The sequence below is a fragment of the Paenibacillus agaridevorans genome, assembly GCF_003112455.1.
Taxonomy (GTDB): domain Bacteria; phylum Bacillota; class Bacilli; order Paenibacillales; family Paenibacillaceae; genus Pristimantibacillus; species Pristimantibacillus agaridevorans.
In genome coordinates this window covers 56115-80234 of record NZ_BDQX01000230.1, presented here as the reverse complement: position 1 = coordinate 80234, position 24120 = coordinate 56115, and the positions used below count along the sequence as shown (strand labels likewise).

Below are 24120 nucleotides of genomic sequence, written 5' to 3'. Positions count from 1 at the left end.
TAACATAACATGCCTGGGGGTATTCAATTGTCAAAGGGTAGAAGACATGTTTTAACAGGAATGGTTGCTTTGCTCGCCGTAACGTTGACCTTAAGCGCATGTTCGACGAGTAATACGTCGTCCAATGGAGAATCCGTTTCTCCTCCAGCGACTGGGCAGAATAACCCAGTTAATGGTGAAAGCTCGGCTGCAGATGAAACAATCGACCCGTTGGGCAAATACGATCCGCCCATCGACCTGTCCGTAGTGCGATCGACAGAATGGTTGACTTTCGACGATGAGAACACGATCGACGATAACATCTGGTATGACGCTTACTTACGTGACTTGGGTATTAAAGTCAGCAATATGTGGACTGTGCCAAGCGGCGAGGCCTTTCAAAGCAAATTAAACGTATCGATTTCCTCCAATGATATTCCGGATCTCTTGAGCGTCAACGCAATACAGCTTAAGACGCTTGTAGAGGCCGGTATGATCGAGGATTTAACGGAGATTTACGAGAAGTATGCAAGCGAAGACCTCAAGGAAATTATGGGTCAGGATAACAATCAGGCTATCCATGCATCAAGCTTCGATGGCAAGATGTATGCCATACCGGCACTTACACCGGCGATCGGAACGCTTAAGATGTTATGGATTCGCCAGGATTGGCTGGATAAATTGAAATTGCAGCCGCCTCAGACTACAGAAGAAGTATTACAGATTGCGCGGGCATTCACGAATGATGATCCTGATGGAAACAACAAAAAGGATACGTATGGTTTAAGCGTTAACAAGGATATCACGAGCATGTGGAACGCGCCTGGCGTGGACGGATTATTCCAAGGGTTCGGCGCTTACCCCGGCTCATGGATTCAAGATTCAAGCGGCAAAGTTGTATATGGAAGCATCCTTCCGGAGATGAAGCCGGCCCTGCAGATGCTGAATCAGATGTACAAGGAAGGGCTGATAGACAAAGAGTTCGGCGTACAAGATTCGACCAAGGTATTTGAGTCGCTGAACGCTGGCAAAACGGGTATGTTCTACGGAGACTTCGCCTCTCCTATCTATGCGAACAAGGATACGATTCTTAACGTGGACGGTGCGGTTTGGAATGCCTATCCATTGCCATCGGTCGACGGGACACCGGCGAATGCCTATCTTGGATCGACAGCGAGCTCGTTCTTTGTGGTCAAGAAAGGTTACAAAAACCCGGAGGCTGCCGTAAAGTTGGCAAATTATTGGGTTCATACTCAGTATGTGGATGTTGATCGGAGTCTTGGACAGAATGCCGAGACCGGCGTTGCGTATTACCCTTATGCGATATTGTCTTTCTCGCCTCCACTTATTCACCTGACGCAACACAATGAAGTGGTCAAGGCACTCCAGAGCGGTGACACGTCAACAATCTCAGAAGACTCGCAAATTAAAATCGAATCGATCAAAGCCTATCGTGAAAACCCTAAAGATGTAGGGGGATGGTTGACGGATCGTATATTCGGAGAGGGTCATAGCGCCATGGAAGTCGTAGCTTCGTATTTGGACAATCAATTATATGTAAATAATGCGTTGAACGTCCCGACAACGCCAACGATGAGCGAGAAGATGTCTACGTTGAACAAGATGGAAATTACCATGATGACTAGAATTATCATGGGGGATGTAGGCATTGAAGAGTTTGATAAATTTGTTCAGGATTGGAACAGGCAGGGCGGAGAGCAAATCACTAAGGAAGTCAACGAAATGAATTAATCCATATCCATGCACGGATGTGCAGGATGTCATGTTAAGGGGGGATTTCGATCCCCCTTATACTTTGCAGGAAGGAAACGATGAAATGAAAAGCAATCGTTGGAAGCGCAATCTGCCTCTTCATCTCATGATTATACCTGGCGTGATCCTTATTTTCTTGTTCGCCTATATTCCGATGGGCGGAATTGCGATGGCTTTTCAGAAGTTTATCCCGAACCGGGGGCTTTTTGGATCCGAATGGGTGGGATTTGCCAACTTTGTGTACATGATCAACATGCCGGATATTTACGATGTAGTCAGAAACACCGTACTCATAGCGATGTCGAAAATTGTTTTAGGGCAATTTGTAGCCATCATGGCCGCGTTGCTGCTTAATGAAATGCGCAACAGAAGAGTTGTCCGAACTGTGCAAACGCTCATCTATATGCCTCACTTTCTTTCCTGGGTCATATTGGGCGGTATACTCGTAGATGTTCTTTCGACGAATGGCGGAATAGTGAATCAGTTGCTTGGGGTGTTTGGCATTGAGCCTATTTTTTTTCTAGGCAGTAATAGCTGGTTTCCCATTACCCTGATCGCGTCTGACATTTGGAAGGAATTTGGCTTTTCGACTATTATTTATTTAGCTGCGCTAACTTCCATCAATCCAACGCTCTATGAGGCTGCATATATTGACGGAGCCAATCGCTGGAAGCAAACTTTGCATATTACTTTGCCTGGGATTGGTCCGATCGTGGTGCTTCTTGCGCTGCTTAGCCTTGGCAATGTACTTAACGCGGGCTTCGAACAAGTTTTTATGTTATACAGTCCACAGGTATATCGCTCTGGCGACATTATCGACACGATGGTTTATCGAATCGGATTTCAGGATTTTCAATATGGCGTCTCGACGGCTGTTAATTTGTTCAAATCCGTCATCAGCATGGTGCTGATCATCATCTCTTATCGATTGGTATATAAAATTGCCAACTACCGCATCTTCTGAAGAAAGGACCAGGATTATGGTAGAACCAAACTCCCTATCGCGCAAACTATTTCATGCAGCAAACTATTCCATCATGATCGCGTTATCTTTGTTTTGTTTGCTGCCGTTTATTCATATTTGGGCGATCTCCTTCAGCGATTCGGCAGCAGTCAACGGGGGGCTTGTTAAGCTGTGGCCGGTCGATTTCAATTTGGATGCCTATTCTTATATTTTAGGCGATTCCAAATTCGGCTCAGCGTTCTGGATTTCCTTGCAAAGAACCGTTCTCGGAACCTTGATCAATGTATTGCTTTGCGTTCTTGTCGCCTATCCGCTGTCCAAAGAAAGTACCCATTTTCCAGCTAGGAGCGTCTACGTTTGGTATTTTATGCTGACGATGCTCATAGGTGGGGGACTCGTACCGAATTATATGGCTATCAAAGCATATGGTTTGATTGATAGCCTATGGGCGCTCATATTACCCGGAGCCGTATCCGTTTATTTTATCGTTCTCATGCTCAATTTTTTTCGCGGTTTGCCAAGGGAACTGGAGGAGTCGGCATTCGTTGACGGTGCAGGTCATTGGACGATCCTATTCAAGATCTATATGCCGCTTTCGCTGCCCTCGATAGCCACGATTTCCCTGTTTGCAATGGTAGGACATTGGAATGCGTGGTTCGACGGGCTGCTTTATCTGAACCGTCCGGAGAATTATCCGTTGCAGACCTTCTTGCAGACGATCATTACTCAACCCGACATGTCCAAATTACATGATGTATCGCAAATGATGAACGTGACGACACGAAATGTGAAGACGGCGCAAATCTTCGTCGGTATGTTGCCGATCTTGCTGGTGTACCCATTTCTGCAGCGGTTCTTTATAAAGGGAATTGTCGTGGGTAGCGTGAAAGGCTAGACAAGAGTTGGCAGCTCCGCAGAATGAATGCATCTCAATATCATAGGGAAAATGAAGTCCCCTTATTTAGAAAACCGTCAGGGAGCGAACGTATCTCTGACGGTTTTCTAATTGGGACAGTTGGCCGTTTAGTCGATGAAAGTCGAAGCGAAAGTCAGTATAGTGCAAACGTCTTATCGCAAACGCCGTTCGAATGCCCTAATGATGGTCAAGTCATACGAAGCATAACAATAAACTCTGCAAAGACGCAGCTTTATTACCCTAGTACAATAAAATTAAGCTAGAGGCATTTAGCCGAATATATGCTGGGAGGAACAACAATGAAAGCGTTACAAATCGTCGGAGCCGGACAATTCCGAATCGTGGATGCCGAATTGCCCGATCTTCAGGATCATCAAGTACTGGTCGAAATACAGATGGTATCGACTTGCCCGCGCTGGGACATCAACATGATGGCTGGTCGAGATATGTTTAATTATGCCGAATCACCGGAGTATCCGCTGCCTATTGGTTTTCCGGGGCATGAGATGGCAGGCGTCGTCAAGGCCGTAGGATCCGGTGTATACCGCTTCGCCGTTGGGGATCGTGTCGCGGCTCTAGAGCATATCGTCCCTAAAGGAGCCTATGCGGAGTACGCCGCTTTCCGTGAGGAGGAACTGATTAAGCTTCCTGACAGCATAACGATTAAGCAGGCGGTTTCGTTCGAGCTGTTGAAATGTGTGGTCATCGGATTAATGCAGCTAGGCGATTTTAAAGGAAAGTCGCTTCTGGTATCGGGTCTCGGCCCTGCAGGCATTCTTGCCGTTCAGGTGGCTCACCTGTGGGGGGCTTCAGAGGTTGTCGGGATCGACGTCAACGAGAGCAGAATTCAATATGTTCGAAATTTAGGACTTGGAACGGTCATGCATGCGAACGAATTGCAGAATCAACGATTCGAGCTCGGTTACGACTGCGTGGGCGCGGCCTCTTCCGTTCAGAATGTACTGTCGCATGTGAATGAGCATGTTGTCATCTTCGGAGTGCTGCGCGGAGATATTACTTATTCGGAAGACTTGTGGGCACGGGGTACAAAGCTGGAATCGTACAAATACAGGCCCGTAGGTCCAAGGGATCATCATCTGTTAATCGATCTTGTCATGAATAAGGGTCTTAATACCGAATGCCTTCAGACTCATCATTCGTCATTCGCGGATTATGATCAAGCCATAGAATTGTTGAGCCAACAAGAAGCAATTAAAGCGTTCTTCTGCCCACAGACCGACTTTCTATCGACTGGCGATCATCCAGGGCAATCCATAGCGGCCGCCGGCAAGGCAGCACGCGAATGAAGGGCAATGGCGTCGTTTTTACAGGCAGACTAAAGGTCTCTTATCAAGAGGTTGAAGGAGGCACAAGGTGACTAGTACGTCAAATCTCAATCATTTTAGATCGGCAAAACCCATATGGCCAAAGGAAATGGAAAAGGAAAAAAATATCACTGCCGGGTTCAGAGGTGTAGCAACTGCAAGCAAGGATGCAAGTTTGACGTTGCATATTGCCGCGTCAACCCTCTATCGATGCTATATAAACGGCAATTACGTCGGGCACGGGCCTGCTCGCGGACCCCATGGGCATTATCGAGTCGATGTATGGGACTTGAGCAAATACGCGAAGGAGGGCGATAACCTCATTGCCATTGAGGTGGCCGGCTATAATATCAACAGCTATTACGTACTCGACCAGCCATCTTTCCTGCAGGCGGAGGTTCAAGCAGGCAAGGAAACCGTTCTGGCGACGGGAGGCGATGATGGATTCGAGGCGACGATCTTGAAGGAACGCGTACAGAAGGCGCAGCGATTCAGCTTTCAAAGAACGTTCGTAGAAGCTTATTCGCTCCAACCTGGCTTTGACCGCTGGAGAGTGGATGGGAGTATTTCCTTCAACCGGGTTGCCTGTATGGAGACGGTCGCAAAGACGTTAATTTCTAGAGGCGTCCCCATGGCTGAATTCACCCAGCGTTATCCGCTTAAGGTATATGCGAGGGGAGAAGTGATTCACCGGGAATTGCAAGGAGATTATTGGCGCGATCGTTCTTTGACAGGCGTAGGCCCTCAGTATGGAGGCTTCGAAATGAAAGATCTGACCTTCATTTTGTCGGATGAATTGGCCGATCTGCCGGTCCGTAGCAAACAAATCGTTCAGCAACCGCATGAGCAAGAAGATTCTGTGTTGCTCGCTACACACGAGTTCGGAATTCTGGATATGGGAATCAACCGGACCGGGTTCATTGGCGGCACCGTCCGTTGCAGCCGTAGGACCTTGCTGTATGTGACATTCGACGAAGTTCTGCGTGAAGACGATGTGGATCATTTGCGGTTCGGCTGCGTCAATGCACTGCGGTATGAGCTTGAACCCGGAACCTACAGGCTGGAAACGTTCGAGCCGTATACACTTCGCTATATGAAGTGGATCGCAGCCGAAGGGGAATGCGAGGTTTCGGGCATTTACATGAGAGAATATGCGAACGCCGATGCCGGCAAGGCGAGGTTTCGATCCGGCGACGAACGGCTCAACGCAATCTTCGAGGCTGGGAGGGAAACATTTCGACAGAACGTGGTGGATCTGTTCATGGATTGTCCCTCAAGGGAACGCGCAGGATGGCTTTGCGACAGCTTCTTCATGGGACGAGCTGCGTTCAACTTGACGGGGGAGACGAAGGTGGAGAGAGCCTTCTTCGAGAATTACCTCTTGCCCGATCGTTTCCCGCATTTGCCCGACGGCATGCTTCCGATGTGCTATCCAGCGGATCATAACGACGGCGTCTTTATTCCGAATTGGTCGCTATGGTTCGTTATAGAACTGGAGGAATATCTGGAACGGAGCGGAGACAGGCAGTTGATCGATGCGATGAAGCCGAGAATCCTTGAATTGTTCGACTACTTCGAACGGTTCAAGAACGAAGACGGGCTGCTGGAGAGTCTTGAAAGTTGGGTATTCCTGGAATGGTCAAAGGCGAACGATTTCGTGCAGGACGTCAATTATCCAACCAATATGCTTTATGCAGCCTCGCTGGCTGCCGCGGGTCGATTATACCAACTGCCTGATCTGTTGAATGAAGCCGAGAAGGTGCATGAGGTGATCCGAGGGCAGTCCTTTGATGGAGAATTTTTCATTGACAATGCCGTGCGGCTGAACGGCAGCCTCGTTCTTACACGTAATAGGAGCGAAATTTGTCAGTATTACGCGTTCTATTTCGGAACGGCCGACCCCGACAGCAGTCCCGAACTTTGGAATACGCTGTTAACCCGGTTTGGGCCGTCGAGAAATCAGACGAACACATATCCAGACGTTCATGAAGCGAATGCCTTTATCGGGAATTATTTGCGTCTCGAATTGCTGGCAAGGTACGGATATGTGCGGCAGGCGGTTGACGAATCCGCAGACTACCTCCATTACATGGTTGAGCGAACCGGGACGCTCTGGGAGAACGACGGGGATTATGCCAGCTGCAATCACGGATTCGCTTCCCATGTCGTACACAGCTTGATTCGCGACGTGTTAGGCATCTACAGAATCGACCCGATCGCGCAAACCATTACACTAAGGTTCTGCGATCTGGAAATTTCCTATTGCGAGGGGGTGCTTCCTCTAGGGGACGATGCGGTTTGCTTAGAATGGTCAAAGGTGGACGGACGAGTGGAATATCAAATCGACGCTCCACCGGACTACAAGGTGGTAGTCGAGAATTTAACTGGACTTCCGCTTCATAGGAGGATGTAAAGCCGATCAGCTGTTGAAAGATGATGACGGCGCTTGGCTGACCGGTCTTTCGATTTATTGAAAATACAAGTAGAAACCTGGGAGGGTCTAACGATGAATAAAAAAATAACATGGAGTTCTTTAGCGCTCATACTCTGCATGGTCTTGTTTGCTGCCGGATGCTCGAATGCTGCAAATACAAAGGGCAGTGCAAGCAACACAAATCCCGGATCCACGACACCCGCGACAGGCGAACAATCATCAGAAGAAGCTGACAATTACGAGAACGGGCTGCCTAGGAATGAAAAAGTGACGTTAAAGGTCGGCTTGCTCGAATCGGGGTATGGAAGAGAATGGTTCGATTATGCCGTCCAACTTTTCACGGAAAAATATCCAAACGTTACATTCGATATTACGGCATCTCCGAAGATCGGTGATCTTGTCTCGACTAAGGCAGCCGCCGGCAACGACGAAGATATGTTCGATTTGTTCTACAGCGACACCTGGACGGAATACGTCAATGCCAACAAGTTGGAGCCGGTAACCGGTATTTTCGAGATGTCGCCGTACGACGCGCCAGGGCAGAAGCTGAACGATCTGATCGTTCCGGGCTTCAACGATCCGGAGAAATATTATAAAGATAATGCCTGGGTATTCCCGATTGCGAACTACATTGGCGGCATGTTCTTCGACCAGAAGCTGTTCGATGAGAATGGCTGGAACAAGAGTCCTAAGACGTATGACGAGTTTATCCAACTTTGCGAAGCGATCAAGAGCAAAGGCATTGATCCGATCGTGTATGCCGGCTTGTACAATTACGCGCAGTTTGCTTTCGATACAAAAATATTCGAAATTGCGGAAGAAAACGAAAACAATCAATTCCGCAATGATTTTGAGTATTTCAATGGTCCGCAGAATACTTCTCCGGAAAATATCGAAGTGTACAAACGACTCTACGACATGGGCAAGAAGGGGTATATCAGCAAAAAAAGCGTGGGCATGAATCACACGCAGTCGCAAATGCTCGTTCTTCAACATAAAGCGGCCATGGTACCTTCGGGCGATTGGATCGAGAATGAGATGAAGGAATCCGCTCCGGACGACTTTCAATGGGGATACATGGCGGTACCGTTCACGAATAATCCGGACGGGCCGATTTATATGAATAACGGATTGAGTTACTCTTTCGAAATTTGGGCGGCCAAGCCGGAATTGAACAAAAAATGGGCGAAGCAGTTCCTTCTCTCGCTCATGTCGAACGAAGTCCAGCAAGAGTTGGTCGAGAAGGGTGGCGCGCTTCCGCTGCGCAAGGATTACTTAGACGTTCCGACGCGGGCGGACAATATGAAGCCGCTGCAGAAATCGATCGCCACGTATATGAAGGAGAATCAGGTCGTGCTCGAACTGAAAAATCGCAAGATCGAGCTCACGCATCCCGATTATGCGGCATCGCTAAAGGTTATCGTAGACAATATGGCTCTTGTGTTGACGGGGCAGGAACAACCCGAGCCGTTCTTACAAGACGCGGAGAAGCTGCTGCAGAACGCCATTACGAACGACAAGGAAGCCCAAAACAAAGAGTAGGCGGATTAATAAGCGGTCGAAAGGAAGTCTTCCGAACTGACTTTCGACCGTGATATGCGAGGAGAGAAGACCACTATGCATTTCTTGAAAAGCGCACGTTTTCAAAAAGCGATATTTCTTTTCATTGTCGTGGCCCCGGCGTTTGCAGCCTATGTGTTATTCACACTCTATCCGAATGCCCTCTCCATCTTCTATTCTTTCTTGGATTGGGACGGCATAGGCGTCAAAACATTCATTGGATGGGACAATTATATCCGGCTGTTCCAGGACCCGTTCATCTCGCGGGCTTTGCAGCACAATCTGATTTTGCTCGTTACGGTCATTCCCATTACTCTTGCGATTTCGTTGGTACTAGCCGATCTTCTCGTCAACCGTACCTTCGGGGAAAATTCGTTTTATAAAGTCCTCTATTTTTTCCCGAACGTGCTGTCTCTAGTCGTCATCGCGCTCATTTGGTCGTTCATCTACGACGGAACTTTCGGTTTGCTGAACGGATTGCTTCAGGTGTTCGGCCTAGGAGGAGAACATAACTGGCTAGGCAGTAAAAGTACGGCGCTGCTCTCCATGATTCCGTTATACGTATGGTGTTACGTCGGGTTTTACGTCGTTATATTCATGAATGCCATGCAAGGTATTCCTAAATCCCTGTACGAGTCCGCCACTCTGGACGGAATCACGCATATGCAACGGTTTACGAAGATTACGCTTCCTTTGTTGTCCGGCGTCATTCGGGTCGGGACGATCTTCCTGATTCTGTCCGTGATCAAAGGCTTCGAATATATGCTCATCATGACCAAGGGAGGTCCCGGCGGTTCGACGGAAGTCATCTCCCTATATATGTTCAACCTTGCTTTCGGCGGCTTAAACCTCGGTCAGCATTTTTACGGCTACGCTTCCACGATCGGCATGATGATTTTCGTCCTGCTCGTCGGTCTGAAGCTGGTCGTGGACAAATTTTTCGCCAAAGACAGCGTCGAGTACTGAAAGGAGGGGTTCTATGAGAATCAGGGTCACTTCATGGCTATGGCGAATGGTGTTGTTCGTTTGGGCGCTTACCGTCCTGCTTCCTTTATTCTGGATTTTGTATCAATCTCTTAAAACGAATCAAGAGTTTTTTGCCGATATATGGGCCTTCCCATCGCACCTGAAATGGGGCAATTACGAGAAGGCTTGGACGCAGCTCGGCATCGGCAAATCGGTGATTAACACACTTTATTATGTGGGGCTGAGTCTGCTTATTAGTCTGTTTGTTTCCACAGTGAACGCCTACGCCTTCACGCGAATCCAATGGAAGCTGAGATCCTTGTTGTGGAGCGTCATCATGATTTCATTGTTCTTGCCGGGCATCAACATTCTTGTATCCCAATATACGTTGATGCGCGCCCTGGATTTGACCAACAGTCTGAACGGATTGGTGCTATTGGCCGGTCTTCCTGTCGGGGCCTTCGAACTGCTCTTGCTCGGCAGCTTTATGCGCTCTTTGCCTAAGGAACTGGATGAAAGCGCGTTTATCGACGGGGCCACGTTATTTCAGGTATTCCGCAAAATCATCTTGCCTCTGTCGATGCCGGGCATCGTCACGATCGGCATCTTCAAGTTTGTGGGCTTATATAATGATTTCCTGGGTCCCTTTATTCTCATCAGCGATCCAGACAAGTATCCGATCAGCGTGAACATGTATAATGCCAACGCTATGATGGAATTCAAGGCGGATTGGGTAACGCTGCTCGCGGGTCTTGTCATCACGATCATACCTACCGTTATCGTATACGTGTTGTTTCAAAGAAAAATTATTGAAGGAGCAACAATGGGCGGAGTCAAGGGCTAAATGGATCAGGAGGAAAAAATATGAGTAAAGTAGGGGGAGTCGGGTACGGTCATCAAGTCAAAAGACTACTGGGTATGATGCAGGAGATGGACAGCGATTGCGGAATTTCAGCGATAGCGGACGTTCGCCATCAAGAAATACGCGAGCGAATGAAAGCCGACGGGGTCGACATGTCAGGGATTTCATTTTTCGAGAATGCGGATGACATGCTGAACGGAGGGGAATTCGATGGCATTTTCGTCGGAACGCAAGGATTATTCGTACAGAAAGCGACGCACGATTTCGATTATATCAATCATATTCTGGGGTTGAAGCCCATAACCGTATGCGCGATGACGTCGAAGCAAATTTTCAAGGGGAACAAGCGAGCGGGGATGCAATGCAAGGACTGCGAAGAGACGAGCACATGTCCGGAAAGTCCGGACAATCTTCGGAGACTTGCTTTCGAGGAACCGCTTGGACCTTACTGTTGCTTCGCTGAGGATACCGGCAACGAGGATTCGGGCAGTGCATTAATCGCTTATGAATCCAGCATGCACGTATCCTATTCGCAAAATTTTTTCGTCAGAAAAAAAGCGGCCGCAAGAGGCGCACGTTTTCTCGGTTACAAAGGGACGGTCGAATTCGATTGGGCCACGAATCGAATTCAGGTATATATGCATCATACGCCTAGAGTCGAATCGTACGAGATCGATCACGCGGCAACGGCAGTCGGCCATGGAGGGGGAGACGCTACGTTGCTTGAAAATTTCATCACGATCATGCAGGGGAAGACTCAAACGTCCTTGTCCACGCTGGAGGATGGCTTGAACAGCACCTTATTGTGTCTGAAGGCTAAGGAGTCCGCCGAGACTGGCGCCTTCTGCCAGGTCAGGTGGCCGGACTAATGTTCGGCTGAACGGGAAAGAGAGGACAGGTTATTTTAAGCGGCTACTACGCGGACCGGTATTCAAAAAACAACAAAAACAAAGATCTGGAAAAACGGAGGATGCGATCATACGCATCCTCCGTCGTCTTGCCGCACCTATCGGTGTTCGACCAAATCGATGGCTCCGAGCACGATATGAGCAAGTCCAAATCCCAGAATGCCGGTTCCGATCAGCTTATGGTTCCTCTTCACTAGAGCGGCTCCGGAAGCCGTTACGACAGTTCCTAGCAGGGCCGGAATCATTCCTTCTCGCATATCCAACACTCCTCTGGTTTAATGGGCAAGACCTCCTTATTTTCCCTTAACGCTTCAAGCTTATTCAATAAATGCAAGTATTGTATCGTTTCGACCTAGAAAAGAAAAGACAGCCATAGTGCGGAATCTGGGCCGGCTCTTTACAATATAAATAATGGGGGGGTGACGCTTCGATATGGCGCTTCGGAGCATCTTTGGTCGCGGAACGGAGATGCCGTTTGTCCTGGGCTCCGCCGCGACCCGGATGTGAAACGGGCCTTCCAGATGGACCCCGAGCAATTCGGCGCCGTCCGGTCCCCGGTATATGCCATTTAGGCGACGACGAATGAACCGTGCTTTTCACGTCAAACCGATTGCAGGCATTTTCATCGCTTTCTACTTGTTTATGGTTGGGCTGCGCGAGGACAAACGCCGCATTCATGACCCCATAGCGGGGAATCAAGTCGTTCGCGGGAAAGGTTGTAGCAAAAGCGTGGGAGGGAGGCGTCCTTTAGTCGCCTCCACTACCACTTCCGCCGTCGCTGCTTCCGCTATCTCCGTTTCCATGTCCTCCACCATGATCATGGTGATGTCCACCCGTCTGGTTGTCTTCGTGGGGGCGACGATGGGAGTCATCGTTATAAGCAAACCCCGAATGGCCGCCATCCGAAGGTGAGCCGCGATGATATGACTTTCTTTTGGATCCCAATCCAGCAATCATGATGACGATGAGGAATACGATAATGACGACGAATAATATTTCCATGTCCCCACTCCTTCAAACAAAAATTCTGCATTCCAATCGTATAGTTATATAGTAAGTGAATGATAGGAAGATGGGAAGACGCTTCGCCCATACCATATTGGCCTATCTGAATAGATTGTTAATATACCTTTGTGATGGGCGGAAGTGCTTCTACTATTCCTTCTCTGCAGCGCATATGGTAATAAAAAGGCGCGAGGAGGAAATAGGATGGCATCGGGTTACGCGATATTATCCATTTGGCTGATCGGTTTGTTTAGCATCACCGGGACGTTAATCGCACTGGTGGCGGCATTTATAAATCGGGATTCATGGTCGTATGACGAGCCATATGTCTGGCAAAGGAAGATGAAGGAATAAAGGCGACGCCGACGGAGATCCGTCCAACAATTTGGATAATCTAGAGCTGTTTTGAACAGAGGGGGCTGTACCAAAAGTAAGTTCGCTTACTTGAGGAAACAGCTCGCTTCATGAAAAATAGGCAAAAAATAAAGAAATGGCGGTGTTAGGGAGTTCATCCCTGCACCGCCATTTCTGACTTTTGGTCTATTGCCGCATTCTTGAGCAAATTGTGGGCGAGCGAAAGCCACCCGACCTCAAGTCTTACCTTAGGCAGCCGAAACGTCGTTATTGTTGCTGTTACGAGCTCCATAGTCGTTAGTAACGCCTATGGGATGTATTTATTGCTGCTACGAGCTCCATAGTCGTTAACAACGCCTATGGGATGTATTTGTTGCTGTTACGAGCTTCATAGTCGTTAACAACGCCTATGGGATGTATTTATTGCTGATACAAGCCCCATAGTCGCTAATAACGCCTATGGGATATATTTGTCGCTGTTACGAGCTCCATAGTCGTTAATAACGCCTATGGGGTGTATTTGTTGCTGTTACGAGCCCCATAGTCGCTAATAACGCCTATGGGATGTATTTGTTGCAGTGGTCGGTCAAGGATTGGTATCCTGATCGACCATTTCCGTGTCTAACTGTGTGCATTACTGTCTCGCTATTGTTTTTATATCTTTTGGGACAGCCCCTTTACTTTTTAATATAACGTTTTCGCAAACTTTCGATCAGCGAGTGCGCAGGCGCGCCCATTCTTCGGACTACTGTTCATTGTATAAATGCATTACATATTATAGATTTGTATTATTTTTGTCCCAAGCTCCCCTGGATACAATAAGAGCATCACAGATAAAGACGCAACAAAGAGGGAGAGTTAATTATGATGAATGCCATGAAAATATCAAAGCGCAATAAGTTGGTCGACGGACTATGGGGATACGCATTCATATCGCCTTGGCTAATCGGGTTGTTTCTGTTGACGCTTATTCCAATGGGACAATCGCTATATTTTTCGTTAACGAATTATCATTTGCTTGAGAGTCCTCAGTTCTCCGGCCTTGGGAACTACAAAGAAATCTTTATGAATGACCAAACTTTTACACAAGCATTAAAGGTAACCTTTCTTTATGTATTTGTATCGGTTCCGCTGAAGCTGGCGTTTGCGTTGGGCGTGGCGATGCTTTTATACAAATCGATCAAAGGGATGTCGATATTCCGCGCTGTCTATTATTTGCCATCCTTAATAGGCGGCAGTGTGGCTATAGCAGCGATTTGGCGTAATTTGTTCGGATACGACGGATTGGTCAACAAGCTGCTTGGCACATTTGGAATACCTACCACGGATTTCATTAATATGCCTAACACTTCTTTATCTACACTTATTGTTTTGTCGGTCTGGCAATTCGGTTCATCCATGGTTATTTTTTTAGCGGGTTTAAAACAAATTCCGAAGGATTTATACGAAGCAGCTGCGGTTGACGGTGCCTCTAAGACTCGTATCTTTTTCAAAATGACGCTGCCGATGCTGACACCGATTATTTTGTTCAATACGGTTATGCAAACGATCAATAGCTTTCAAATGTTTACGCAGGCATTTGTTATTACAAAGGGCGGACCCATTGATTCGACTTTAGTATATGCCTTGTATTTGTATCAAAAAGCGTTTGTATTTTTCGATATGGGTTATGCCAGCGCGCTTGCATGGATTTTGCTCGTCATTATCGGTATTTCGACTGTCATTATTTTTGGCACATCGAAAAAGTGGGTGCACTATGAAAACTAATACGAATAAGCGGCAAGAAGGAGGAGCTATGTGATGGCTCATACAAAGCTGTGGACGAAATATATCGTCCTGATTGCAGGCAGTATTTTAATGATTTACCCAATCCTATGGCTGTTCGGCAGCTCAGTGAAATCCAATACGGAAATGAACAGCACGAGTTTATTTCCCTCACATTTCGAATGGAATAACTTTTTGGACGGCTGGACCGCTATACCGGGATTTACTTTCGGACAGTTTTTTCTGAATTCGTTTTTTATTGCCGGTCTATCTGTTGTTGGCACGGTACTGTCAAGCGCGCTCGTTGCATACGGTTTTGCGCGAATTAAATTTCCGCTTAGAAATTTCTGGTTTGCGATTCTCATGATTACGCTTATGCTTCCAACACAGGTTACTTTGGTGCCGCAATATATTTTGTTTAAAAATTTCGACTGGATTGGCACGGCGCTGCCGATTATTGTTCCTCACTTTTTGGCGGTAGGACCATTCTATGTGTTTCTTATTAACCAATTTGTGCGCGGCATCCCAAATGATTTGGATGAATCTGCGAAAATCGACGGCTGTTCACAGCTCGGCATTGCGTTTCGAATCGTGCTCCCGCTCTGTATGCCGGCTATTATTACTTCTGCACTGTTTTGTTTCATTTGGACATGGGATGATTTTCTAGCACAGATGCTCTATCTGACAGATACGGCGAAATATACGGTACCGCTTGCGCTTCGCCTATTTTTGGATAACTCTTCTGCTGTTACTTGGGGTCCGATGTATGCGATGAGTGTTCTGTCTATTTTACCTTGTTTTATAATATTTATGTTCTCGCAAAAATACTTTGTGGAAGGGATTGCTACAACGGGGATCAAGTAGAAAATTATTCTCGTGTACAATTGACTAAAAATCAATTAATCTATTAACCTGGAACCACGAGACTACTACCATGAGACGACGGTGAAGGAAATGAAAAATCCGATTAAAGTGTTTTCCCTTCAGGCCAATCTCTTTACTTCCTTTATTATTATTTCTGCTATTCTCATCTTAACGCTCGGAATAACCAGCTATATGATTACGAATCAAGAGGTCGTCGAAAAGACGATCTCTTCGCGCATTTTATTGTTGGATGAAATTAACAAGCAAATCGATATTCAACTGCAGGCTGTAGAATACGATTCCTTAGTTGCGGCCAGTCATCCCTTGATTGTAGAGTATTTGCAGGAGGAGGAAAACTCATTCTCCAGAATTGAGAAAAATGAGCAAGTGATCGATCTGCTAAGCAGACAGAGCTATATTAAGGAAGGTATTCATTCTGTTCAGCTGTATGCCAAAGGGAGTACGAACAACTATTATTCAGGGGTTAACGGCATTTTTGCCTACTCGATTTTGGAGCAATCCCCTATGTATGACATGATCCAGCATGCTGATTATATTTGGCTGGGTACCAATAAACTTATTAATGGCAGCTTTGTGCAGCGCAAGGACGATGTAGTCAGCTTTAGCCGCAAGGTGCTCTCGCCTGAGGGCAAGGAGCTGGGGGTGCTCGTTTTTAACGTGAATATTGCATACATGCATAAGCTCATGTCAAGTCATGCAGCCGATGCCGGAAGATTTTTGCTGGATACGAATTCAAGGCTAATTCTCGATTCCAGTCAAGTGAAAAACGACGCTTTGCCCTATTCCGCTATTTCCGAAGCGCTTCCTGACATGATGAATCAGGGGAACTTTCAAAAGCAATATGCCATTCACCATTTTGATGAAAAACAGCTGTTGGTTTGGAGCAAGCAGCAGCGCACGCAATGGGTGTCGCTGGATTTGATTTCATGGACGAGCATCACGGCCGGCAGTCAAAAAATTAAAAATACAATTGTCATTGTAGCGATAATTTGTGTTCTTTTGGCCACAACGTTTGCTTATTTTTTGGCGAGACAATTTGTTTATCCGATTAAAGGGCTTGTAAATGCGATGAAACATTTGAAAACGGGAAGACTGAATACGCGAATCGACAATGAATATGATAACGAATTCGGCTATTTAAATAATCATTTTAATAATATGGCTATCAATATTGAGGAGCTTATCGAGCAGCTGAATCGAAAAAATCAGCAAAAAAGAGAAGCGGATATAAAGGTGCTGCAGGAGCAAATGAACCCTCACTTTATTTATAACACGCTGGATGTGATGAATTGGCATGCCATTGAAGCAGGAGCGGGCGAGATTAGCCGTATGCTTTCATTGCTTGGAAAAATGCTCAGGATCGCGCTTTCGAGCGGCGAATCCTTTATACCGATTAGAAAAGAGGTTGAGCATATTACCTGCTACGTTGAGCTGCAAAAAATTAGATATCAGGATCAAATTCATATCCTTCTTCATATTCCGGAAACAATAAATGATTATTATTTACCTAAATTAACTTTGCAGCCTTTTGTCGAAAATTCGATTATTCATGGCTTTCATTCCAGAAGAAAAGGGTTTATAGCCATTCGTGCTTTGGAGTTGACCGATTCCATCGTTTTTATTGTTGAAGATAATGGTCATGGTATGGAAGATACGGCGAAGGTAAGGGAACAGCAGCATCATGGCGTGAGCAATGTTTCGGATAGAATGGATCTTTACTTTGGTTCTGCCTATGGCGTAAATATAGAAAGCGTTCTTGATAAAGGCACAACGGTTACAATTTCAGTTCCGAAGCTTTCGTCTGTTCCATTGGATTGGGAAAAGTTAAGAGAGGGGCATGATGGTCATGAGCGCAAAGATTAAAGCAGTCATTATCGATGATGATCAAATGACTCTGCAGGGGTTAACCAGAACGATTGATTGGCAAAAGTTGAATGTAGAGATTGCAGGTCTCGCGATTGACGGTATGGAAGGGCTTGCGATGATTGAGGAGCATCAGCCCGACTTAATACTGACGGATATTTACATGCCCAGAATGGATGGAATCGCTATGCTGCAGTCAGCGCGACAAGCAGGCTCCAAGGCAGAGGTCATTATTTTAAGCGGTTATGATGATTTTAATTATGCTAAGTCTGCTTTAAAGCTGAAGGTTTCCGACTATTTGTCCAAACCGGCGACCGTTCCGGAAATTGAAGCCGTACTGCTGGAAACCATCCAAAAGATAAAGCAAAGCAATCAGCATGAGGAGGAAGAACGGGAACTTAAGGATCTTGTAAAATACCATTTGCCTGAAACAAAGAAGAGACTGCTTAAGGGAATGCTTGAGCCTCATTTTTGTGAAAAAGAGTTTTTTGAAAAGGCAACGAAGCAGTTAGGGCTGAACTTTACCAATCAGATTTTTACTGTTGCTGTACTCGAGTACGTGGTTCCGATCGGCAAAGCTCATTTTGAAAGCAAAGATTTATTAACGTATACCTATGCGGTAACAAACATATTGGAAGAATTAATTTCCAAGCAAGCGAACATTTATTTGGCGGATGTTCAGAAAAATAAATTTGTTCTCGTCTTCGCCCAGCCTCATCATCTAAGAGAAGAGACGTCTAAAAATAGAATGAAATATGTCATTAAACAGTTTATTGAGCCAATTAAAAATTATTTAAAGCTGGATGTATGGGTTTCGCTGGGCACAATTGAAAATGAGGTTTCTATGGTTTGGCGATCCTACCGCCAGGCGATCAATGCCCTGATTGAGAGAGCGTCTGTAGAGGAGAATTGGCTCGTAGCTGATGAGCAAAGCTTGAACAAGCCGTCCGAATCGCTTCCATCTAAGCCGATTGAACATTATCAGTCACTAATGGAAGTCGTATTGGAGGGACGCTTCGATGAGCTTGACGCCCAAATTTCTCGTATGCTTGTTACCTTGAATGAACATAAAGCAATGAATGTGCATTATATGCGAAGCGTTGTTATTGATTTGATGGGTATGCTTGCGATCAGCTTGTACCAGCAAGGTATTAATGTAGAGGATATTTATTCGAATGTACGTTGGTATCAGGATCTAGAGCGTATCAATCATGCACAGGACTTGGAGTCCTGGCTGAAGGAAACGATGGCCCTCGTGTGCGATGCGATGGCGAATCGAGTGAATCACAAGCATAAGAAAACGGTAGATTATATTAAAAAGTATGTGAAAGAACATTTGAATGAGGATGTTACGTTAGACATCATTGCCGATAAAGTGAGCTTGACTCGAAATTATTTAAGTCAAATTTTCAAAGATGTAACGGGTGAAAATTACAACAGCTACGTGACGCATGTTCGAATGGAGCGGGCTAAGGAGCTTATGATGAGCGGAAAGTATAAGCTATATGAAATTACGGCTATGGTAGGCTACAAAAATAATGCCTATTTCAGCCAGCAGTTTAAAAAACATATGGGATGCAATCCGTCCGATTATTGTTGACCGTATTCATATATTAACGATACTTTTTATAGATTTATATTATTTTGTTTACGATACGGGTTCCTATAATTAAAGACAGCAAGGATAAACGCATACGAGGAGTGAATGACATGAGGGGCAGCAACAAGTGGTTTAAAAAGCCTTTATTGATCGCATCAATATCTGCTTTACTAATGTCGCTATTAGCGGCATGCGGTCAAGACAACGGCAATGGCGGAGGCGCAACAAAAGGGGGAAATGGCAATAAGGAGCAAGGAGCACAAGAAGAAAAAATTGAATTGCGCTTTGCTTGGTGGGGATCGCAAGGCAGACATGACAGAACTTTGCAAGCGATTGCAAAGTTTGAACAGAAATATCAGAACATTAAAGTGATCCCCGAATATTCCTCTTGGGATGGGTATTGGGAGAAGCTTTCTACGCAGGTATCGGCAGGCAACGCGCCTGACGTGATGCAAATGAGTATTTTGTATATTAAAGAATATTCCGAACGTGAAGTATTGGCAGATCTCAATCCTTTTGTTGGCAGCGCGCTGAAGATTGACGATTTAAATGCAGATGTGTTAAGCAATCAAGGTACAATAGGCGGAAAGCTGACAGGCATCCCTGTTGCCGATAATGCATCCGTCTTGCTCGTTAATAACGAAATGTTCGACCAAGCTAAAATCGGCAAGCCTGAAAAGGATTCGACTTGGGATGAGCTGTTTGCCATATCACGTGAGCTGAAGGCGGCGTTAGGGGACAATGTATACGGAATGTTCGACTCCTCGTCTTCGCTTGAGGCCTTTATGTACTATTTGTTCTCCAAAGGGGACAAGATGTACTCGGAAGATAATCGACTAGGCTATAACGATGAAAATCTTAAAGCATGGATGAGCATGTGGGAGACAGCACGCAAAGAAGGTATAGCTCCTCCCGCTAATATTACCGCTTCAGCCTTGCCGCTAAGCAATGCGGATCCGAATAAGGATGCGTTGTTAAAAGGAACAGTAGCGATGATGGGACCTACTTGGATTGCCGCTTTCCCAGCTTATCAATCCGTCATGACAGACAATGTGGATATGATTTCTTATCCGCGTGCAGAGCAAACAGGCAGCGTACTGCAAACAGCGATGTTCTTTAGCGCCTCCGCTAAATCCAAGAAGCAAGAAGCAGCCGCTTTGTTAATTGATTTTCTAGTCAACAGCGAAGAGGCGGCTGATATATTGGAAACAGAGCGCGGGCTGCCTGAGAACAAAAAAGTACGTGAGTATTTAGCTCCGAAATTTACGGATCGCGACAAAAAGATGATTGCGATGCTGGAGCATGTATCGCAAAGCAATCCAGCCTGGTATGATGCGGGTCCAAAGGGAGCTGGCGAAGTAACGGCATTATTCGAGAAAGTTATTCAGAAGCATCAATTTGGCAAAGCCACGATCGAAGAAGCGGTTAAGGAATTCCGCGTAGAGGCTGACAAAATTTTTGCTAGAAACAACGGATAGAGGAAATAGAGCAAATTGAACTTATCGATTAGCACAGAAGACCGCTGATGAAGCGGCCTTCTGTGTTTCACACACGCTAGAGACAGAGGAGAAGAGATATGGGAGAAAAAAAGTTTGCAATTATCGGCTGTCAGCATAATCATATTGAAATATTCATCGAGCAAATGTATCAGTTGGGCTACAGCTGTGCCGGTATTTTTGAGGAGCATGATCGAACATTAGCTGCAGTGATCGCGGAGAAGTACGAAATCCCACTCGTGGAGAACAAGCTCTCCTTGCTGGGGGAAACTATTGAAATCGTAGGCTGCGCAAGCATGAATCATGAAAAAATAGATGTGATTGAGCTGTGCGAGCAATACGGTAAATCGATTATGGTCGATAAACCGGCTGTCGTAAATCAAGATGGACTGGCGCGTTTGGAAGTGATTATTGAGCGAAACCGGATTAAAGTGGGAATGCTTTTAACCGAAAGGTTCCATCCAGCTATTTATACGCTAAAGCAATATATCAACCAAGGAAAGCTGGGGGAGCTTGTTCATATTGGCATGAGAAAGCCGCATAAGCTTAACGCTTCTTCGCGTCCTGCATGGTTTTTTAACAAGGAGCAGTGCGGCGGGATTTTGATCGACCTATTAATTCATGACTATGACCTTCTGCGCTGGTTTACGGGGAAAGAGATCAAGAGCTCTGCAGGTCTGGTAGGCAAAAGCGTTCTTCCAGAGCATCCAACCTTCTATAATACGGTTAATGTTCAAGTAGAGCTTGATGATGGTTTACTGACGCAGCTTTACGCCGATTGGCATACGCCGTCAAAGAGCTGGACCTGGGGCGACGGGCGTATCTTCGTTACAGGAACAAAGGGCTTTGCCGAGCTGCGGCTTAGCGGCGATCCTTTATTGGGGTCGAGCACTCCAATCATGCTGTACGCTAGCGAGGAAGAGGAATGGAGCAAGGTGGATCTCATCCAGCCTCATGCCACCATTACGGCAGATTTTCTTAGTTTTATAAAAGGAGAAGCTTCTCTGCTTACGCATGAGGAGCTGATCAAAGCAAGCAGAGCTGTATTGGACGCTGATGCTGCCGTACTCTATAAGTTAATTCCATCATCCAAGGAGAGTGAGCCGCATGTTTAAGCAGGTTCGATTCGCGATTGTGGGCTGTGGAGTTATCGCCGATATTCATGCGCAAGGCATTAACCAGCTTGAAGAAACGGTACTGTCCGCCGTATGTGATGCAGATGAGGAGAAGGGCCGGGCATTCGCGGACAAGTTTGGCGCCAAATACTATGCGAGCTATGAGGAAATGCTTGCCGATCCGGATATTGAGGTTGTAAATATATGCACGCCAAGCGGGATGCATCCTGAGCACACGATGCTTGCCGCTCGTGCAGGCAAGCATATTATTTGCGAGAAGCCGCTGGCAATCAAGTTGGACGATCTGCTGCATATGATTCGGGTATGCAAAGAGGAGAACGTAAAGCTGGCAACGGTTTTTCCTAGACGAATGGCGCCAGCTGCGCAATATGTGAAGCAGCTGCTGGGAGAAGGCAAGCTGGGCAAACTCACCTTATGCGATGCTTACGTAAAAATATATCGTTCTCAGCAATATTACGACAGCGCCGGCTGGAGAGGGACATGGGCGGTTGATGGCGGCGGAGCGATGATGAATCAAGGCATTCATATCGTGGACCTTCTGCAATGGTTTGCAGGACCCGTAAGAACCATCTATGGAAAAGCCTGTGCTCTGCAAAGAAGCATTGAAGTAGAAGACACAGCCGTTTCGGCACTTACCTTTGAAGGAGGCGGACTGGGCGTCATGGTCATGACGACAACCTCTAATCCGGAGCTTGGACAACGAATTGAGCTTCATGGAGAAAGAGGGACTCTCGTCTATGAAGATGATCAAATTAAGCAGCTTTTGATAGACGGCGAAGCTGTGGAACTGCCGGCATTCGAGCCATTTGCCGTTCTTCCTGACGGCCACCGTATTCAAATCCGCGATATGGCGTATGCTGTGCGTGAAGGCCGGGAGCCTATCGTAACGGGCGAGGACGGCATTCATGCGCTGCAAATGATATTGGGTACGTATGAATCTTCTCGAATAGGTAAAGAAATTGATTTGAGCATGACCGCAGACTGGTGAAGGATTCTGGTTAAAAGGCCGGGTGTTTTAGCACTCGGCTGTTTTTTATGCGATGTTTTTTTGCCAAACAGGGGCAAGTTATGCCATTATCATCTTAGACAATGCGGAAAAGGTGATGACAGATGAATATTCGCAAGCTCAGGCTGCATGACATAGGCAATACGCTATCGAGCGAGGATCGCGACGAATACGAGAAGGACTACGCCAGACTGATCCAGTCGCCGGCATTTCGGAGGCTGCAAGGCAAATCGCAGGTGTTCGGGGCGGGCTCCGGAGATTATTATCGCACCCGGTTGACCCACTCGCTGGAAGTATCGCAGATCGCCAGAGAAGTGGCGCGCCGGCTAGGCAAAACGTATTCGTTCCTGGCGAAGAACGAGCATCCGGGCTTGCTGCTGGTTCCCGAAGTGGTGGAATGCGCGGCGCTCGCGCACGATCTCGGCCACCCGCCGTTCGGCCACAAAGGAGAAGAGGTGCTGAATCATATTCTGCGGGCCGGATACGGCATTCCGTATGAAGGCAACGCGCAGAACTTCCGTATTCTCATGTTTCTGGAAAAACGGGCTGGAAGCGAGCGCGGTCTAGACTTATCTGCCGCGGTACTTCTTGCGACCAACAAATACCCCTTTAATCTGGACGATCCTGGGCGGATGAAGGGAGTCTATCCCATGGAGTGGGCGGGAATCGACTATTTGCGCGGATTATGGGGGATGCCGGAGGGCTGCAGCACGCTGGAAGCCCAGCTTATGGATCTTTGCGACGATATCGCCTATTCTACCCACGACATCGAAGACGGCATACGCGCAGGCAAAATCCTGTTGTCCGACGACTTTTTTGAGGACGATCGGCTTGTGAAGCGGGTTGTGCAGGAGATCATCGATGATCCCGCAACGATGGAGGCTGTTCATTGGGAAAAGGCGGATCTGAGGGGCATGGTGAAGACGGTCCTTGACGACTACTACCGGCAGTGGAAGGAAGTGTACGTCCAGTACGGTCGCGAGGCTTCGCGAACGCGCCGCGAGATGAAGGCGCGGTGGGTCAGCAGGTTCGCCAACAGCGTCGGTATCATCGACGATCCCAGAACGGGGTGGAAACGAATTACATTCGTGAGAGACGGAGCGGAGGATTTGGAGCTGCTGCGGACGATGGAAATATTGAAGAAGCTCGCATGGGTGACGCTGATCAAGGATTTCCGCGTGCAACGGCTGCAGAAGCGGAGCGAAAATATGTTGAAGCGTCTATGGGACAGCCTGGAAGATTACGAGACCGGGCGTCTCATCCTGCCGCCGGATTGGGTGGAGAGCTACGACACGCAAAATGGCGCATGGCCCTGGGAACGGCT

General features: G+C 46.9%; 20 protein-coding genes and 1 pseudogene. 18 read left to right on the top strand and 3 right to left on the bottom strand.

The annotated features are described in order from the left end of the window. The first annotated feature begins 27 nt into the window (after positions 1–27). The 9 genes from PAT3040_RS20380 to PAT3040_RS20340 all read left to right on the top strand — a co-directional run bounded on the left by PAT3040_RS20380 (position 28) and on the right by PAT3040_RS20340 (position 11648). The gene (locus tag PAT3040_RS20380; RefSeq protein ID WP_179215933.1) at positions 28–1731 is read left to right on the top strand and encodes an extracellular solute-binding protein; all 1704 of its coding nucleotides are present in this window, start codon (positions 28–30) and stop codon (positions 1729–1731) included. 85 nt (positions 1732–1816) lie between these two features. Beyond that, positions 1817–2716, top strand: a complete 900-nt coding sequence (locus PAT3040_RS20375) for an ABC transporter permease (RefSeq protein ID WP_108994191.1) — start codon at positions 1817–1819, stop codon at positions 2714–2716. Positions 2717–2732: 16 nt separating this feature from the next. After that, the gene (locus tag PAT3040_RS20370; RefSeq protein ID WP_087572103.1) at positions 2733–3611 is read left to right on the top strand and encodes a carbohydrate ABC transporter permease; all 879 of its coding nucleotides are present in this window, start codon (positions 2733–2735) and stop codon (positions 3609–3611) included. 320 nt (positions 3612–3931) lie between these two features. After that, positions 3932–4939 carry a zinc-dependent alcohol dehydrogenase gene (locus PAT3040_RS20365; RefSeq protein WP_181376749.1) on the top strand — a complete coding sequence of 336 codons (1008 nt, stop codon included), beginning with the start codon at positions 3932–3934 and terminating at the stop codon, positions 4937–4939. Between the two features lie 67 nt (positions 4940–5006). Further along, the gene (locus PAT3040_RS20360; protein ID WP_108994165.1) at positions 5007–7370 is read left to right on the top strand and encodes an alpha-L-rhamnosidase-related protein; all 2364 of its coding nucleotides are present in this window, start codon (positions 5007–5009) and stop codon (positions 7368–7370) included. A 93-nt stretch (positions 7371–7463) separates the two neighbouring features. Continuing rightward, positions 7464–8933 (top strand): extracellular solute-binding protein, encoded by a 1470-nt coding sequence (locus tag PAT3040_RS20355; protein WP_108994164.1) that lies wholly within the window; start codon positions 7464–7466, stop codon positions 8931–8933. Positions 8934–9008: 75 nt separating this feature from the next. Next, the gene (locus PAT3040_RS20350) at positions 9009–9917 is read left to right on the top strand and encodes a carbohydrate ABC transporter permease (protein WP_087572099.1); all 909 of its coding nucleotides are present in this window, start codon (positions 9009–9011) and stop codon (positions 9915–9917) included. Positions 9918–9930: 13 nt separating this feature from the next. Further along, positions 9931–10761 carry a carbohydrate ABC transporter permease gene (locus PAT3040_RS20345; RefSeq protein WP_108994163.1) on the top strand — a complete coding sequence of 277 codons (831 nt, stop codon included), beginning with the start codon at positions 9931–9933 and terminating at the stop codon, positions 10759–10761. A 20-nt stretch (positions 10762–10781) separates the two neighbouring features. Continuing rightward, positions 10782–11648, top strand: coding sequence for a Gfo/Idh/MocA family oxidoreductase (locus PAT3040_RS20340; protein WP_108994162.1), 867 nt, complete (start codon positions 10782–10784; stop codon positions 11646–11648). Positions 11649–11785: 137 nt separating this feature from the next. Here the strand turns inward: PAT3040_RS20340 and PAT3040_RS20335 are convergent, their stop codons facing one another. Continuing rightward, positions 11786–11944, bottom strand: coding sequence for an asparagine synthase (locus tag PAT3040_RS20335; protein ID WP_087572097.1), 159 nt, complete (start codon positions 11942–11944; stop codon positions 11786–11788). 490 nt (positions 11945–12434) lie between these two features. Further along, positions 12435–12689 (bottom strand): hypothetical protein, encoded by a 255-nt coding sequence (locus tag PAT3040_RS37250; RefSeq protein WP_181376748.1) that lies wholly within the window; start codon positions 12687–12689, stop codon positions 12435–12437. A 207-nt stretch (positions 12690–12896) separates the two neighbouring features. On the opposite strand from PAT3040_RS37250, the gene PAT3040_RS37245 reads away from it, so the two are divergent. Next, positions 12897–13046, top strand: a complete 150-nt coding sequence (locus PAT3040_RS37245; protein ID WP_181376747.1) for a hypothetical protein — start codon at positions 12897–12899, stop codon at positions 13044–13046. A 154-nt stretch (positions 13047–13200) separates the two neighbouring features. Here the strand turns inward: PAT3040_RS37245 and PAT3040_RS40340 are convergent. Continuing rightward, positions 13201–13302: pseudogene (locus tag PAT3040_RS40340) on the bottom strand (transposase); the annotation flags it as partial. A gap of 608 nt (positions 13303–13910) precedes the next feature. Here PAT3040_RS40340 and PAT3040_RS20320 point away from each other — a divergent pair. The 8 genes from PAT3040_RS20320 to PAT3040_RS20285 all read left to right on the top strand — a co-directional run. Continuing rightward, positions 13911–14813: a carbohydrate ABC transporter permease gene (locus tag PAT3040_RS20320; RefSeq protein ID WP_373863960.1), complete on the top strand. Its 903-nt coding sequence runs from the start codon at positions 13911–13913 to the stop codon at positions 14811–14813. 33 nt (positions 14814–14846) lie between these two features. Continuing rightward, positions 14847–15674 carry a carbohydrate ABC transporter permease gene (locus PAT3040_RS20315; protein ID WP_108994161.1) on the top strand — a complete coding sequence of 276 codons (828 nt, stop codon included), beginning with the start codon at positions 14847–14849 and terminating at the stop codon, positions 15672–15674. A 246-nt stretch (positions 15675–15920) separates the two neighbouring features. Then, entirely contained in the window at positions 15921–17558 is a 1638-nt protein-coding gene (locus PAT3040_RS20310; RefSeq protein ID WP_181376746.1) for a sensor histidine kinase, read from the top strand. Further along, positions 17542–19158, top strand: a complete 1617-nt coding sequence (locus PAT3040_RS20305; RefSeq protein WP_181376745.1) for a response regulator — start codon at positions 17542–17544, stop codon at positions 19156–19158. The genes PAT3040_RS20310 and PAT3040_RS20305 overlap by 17 nt, the downstream gene beginning before the upstream one ends. Positions 19159–19268: 110 nt before the next feature. Then, positions 19269–20636, top strand: a complete 1368-nt coding sequence (locus PAT3040_RS20300; protein ID WP_108994158.1) for an ABC transporter substrate-binding protein — start codon at positions 19269–19271, stop codon at positions 20634–20636. Between the two features lie 98 nt (positions 20637–20734). Continuing rightward, a complete protein-coding gene (locus tag PAT3040_RS20295) occupies positions 20735–21769 on the top strand; it encodes a Gfo/Idh/MocA family protein (RefSeq protein WP_108994157.1) in 1035 nt (344 codons plus the stop codon). Beyond that, on the top strand, positions 21762–22778 hold the full coding sequence (locus PAT3040_RS20290; RefSeq protein ID WP_108994156.1) for a Gfo/Idh/MocA family protein: 1017 nt from the start codon (positions 21762–21764) through the stop codon (positions 22776–22778). The genes PAT3040_RS20295 and PAT3040_RS20290 overlap by 8 nt, the downstream gene beginning before the upstream one ends. A 122-nt stretch (positions 22779–22900) precedes the next feature. Next, positions 22901–24120 (top strand): deoxyguanosinetriphosphate triphosphohydrolase family protein (locus tag PAT3040_RS20285; protein ID WP_108994155.1); only part of this gene is annotated, 1220 nt, incomplete at its 3' end.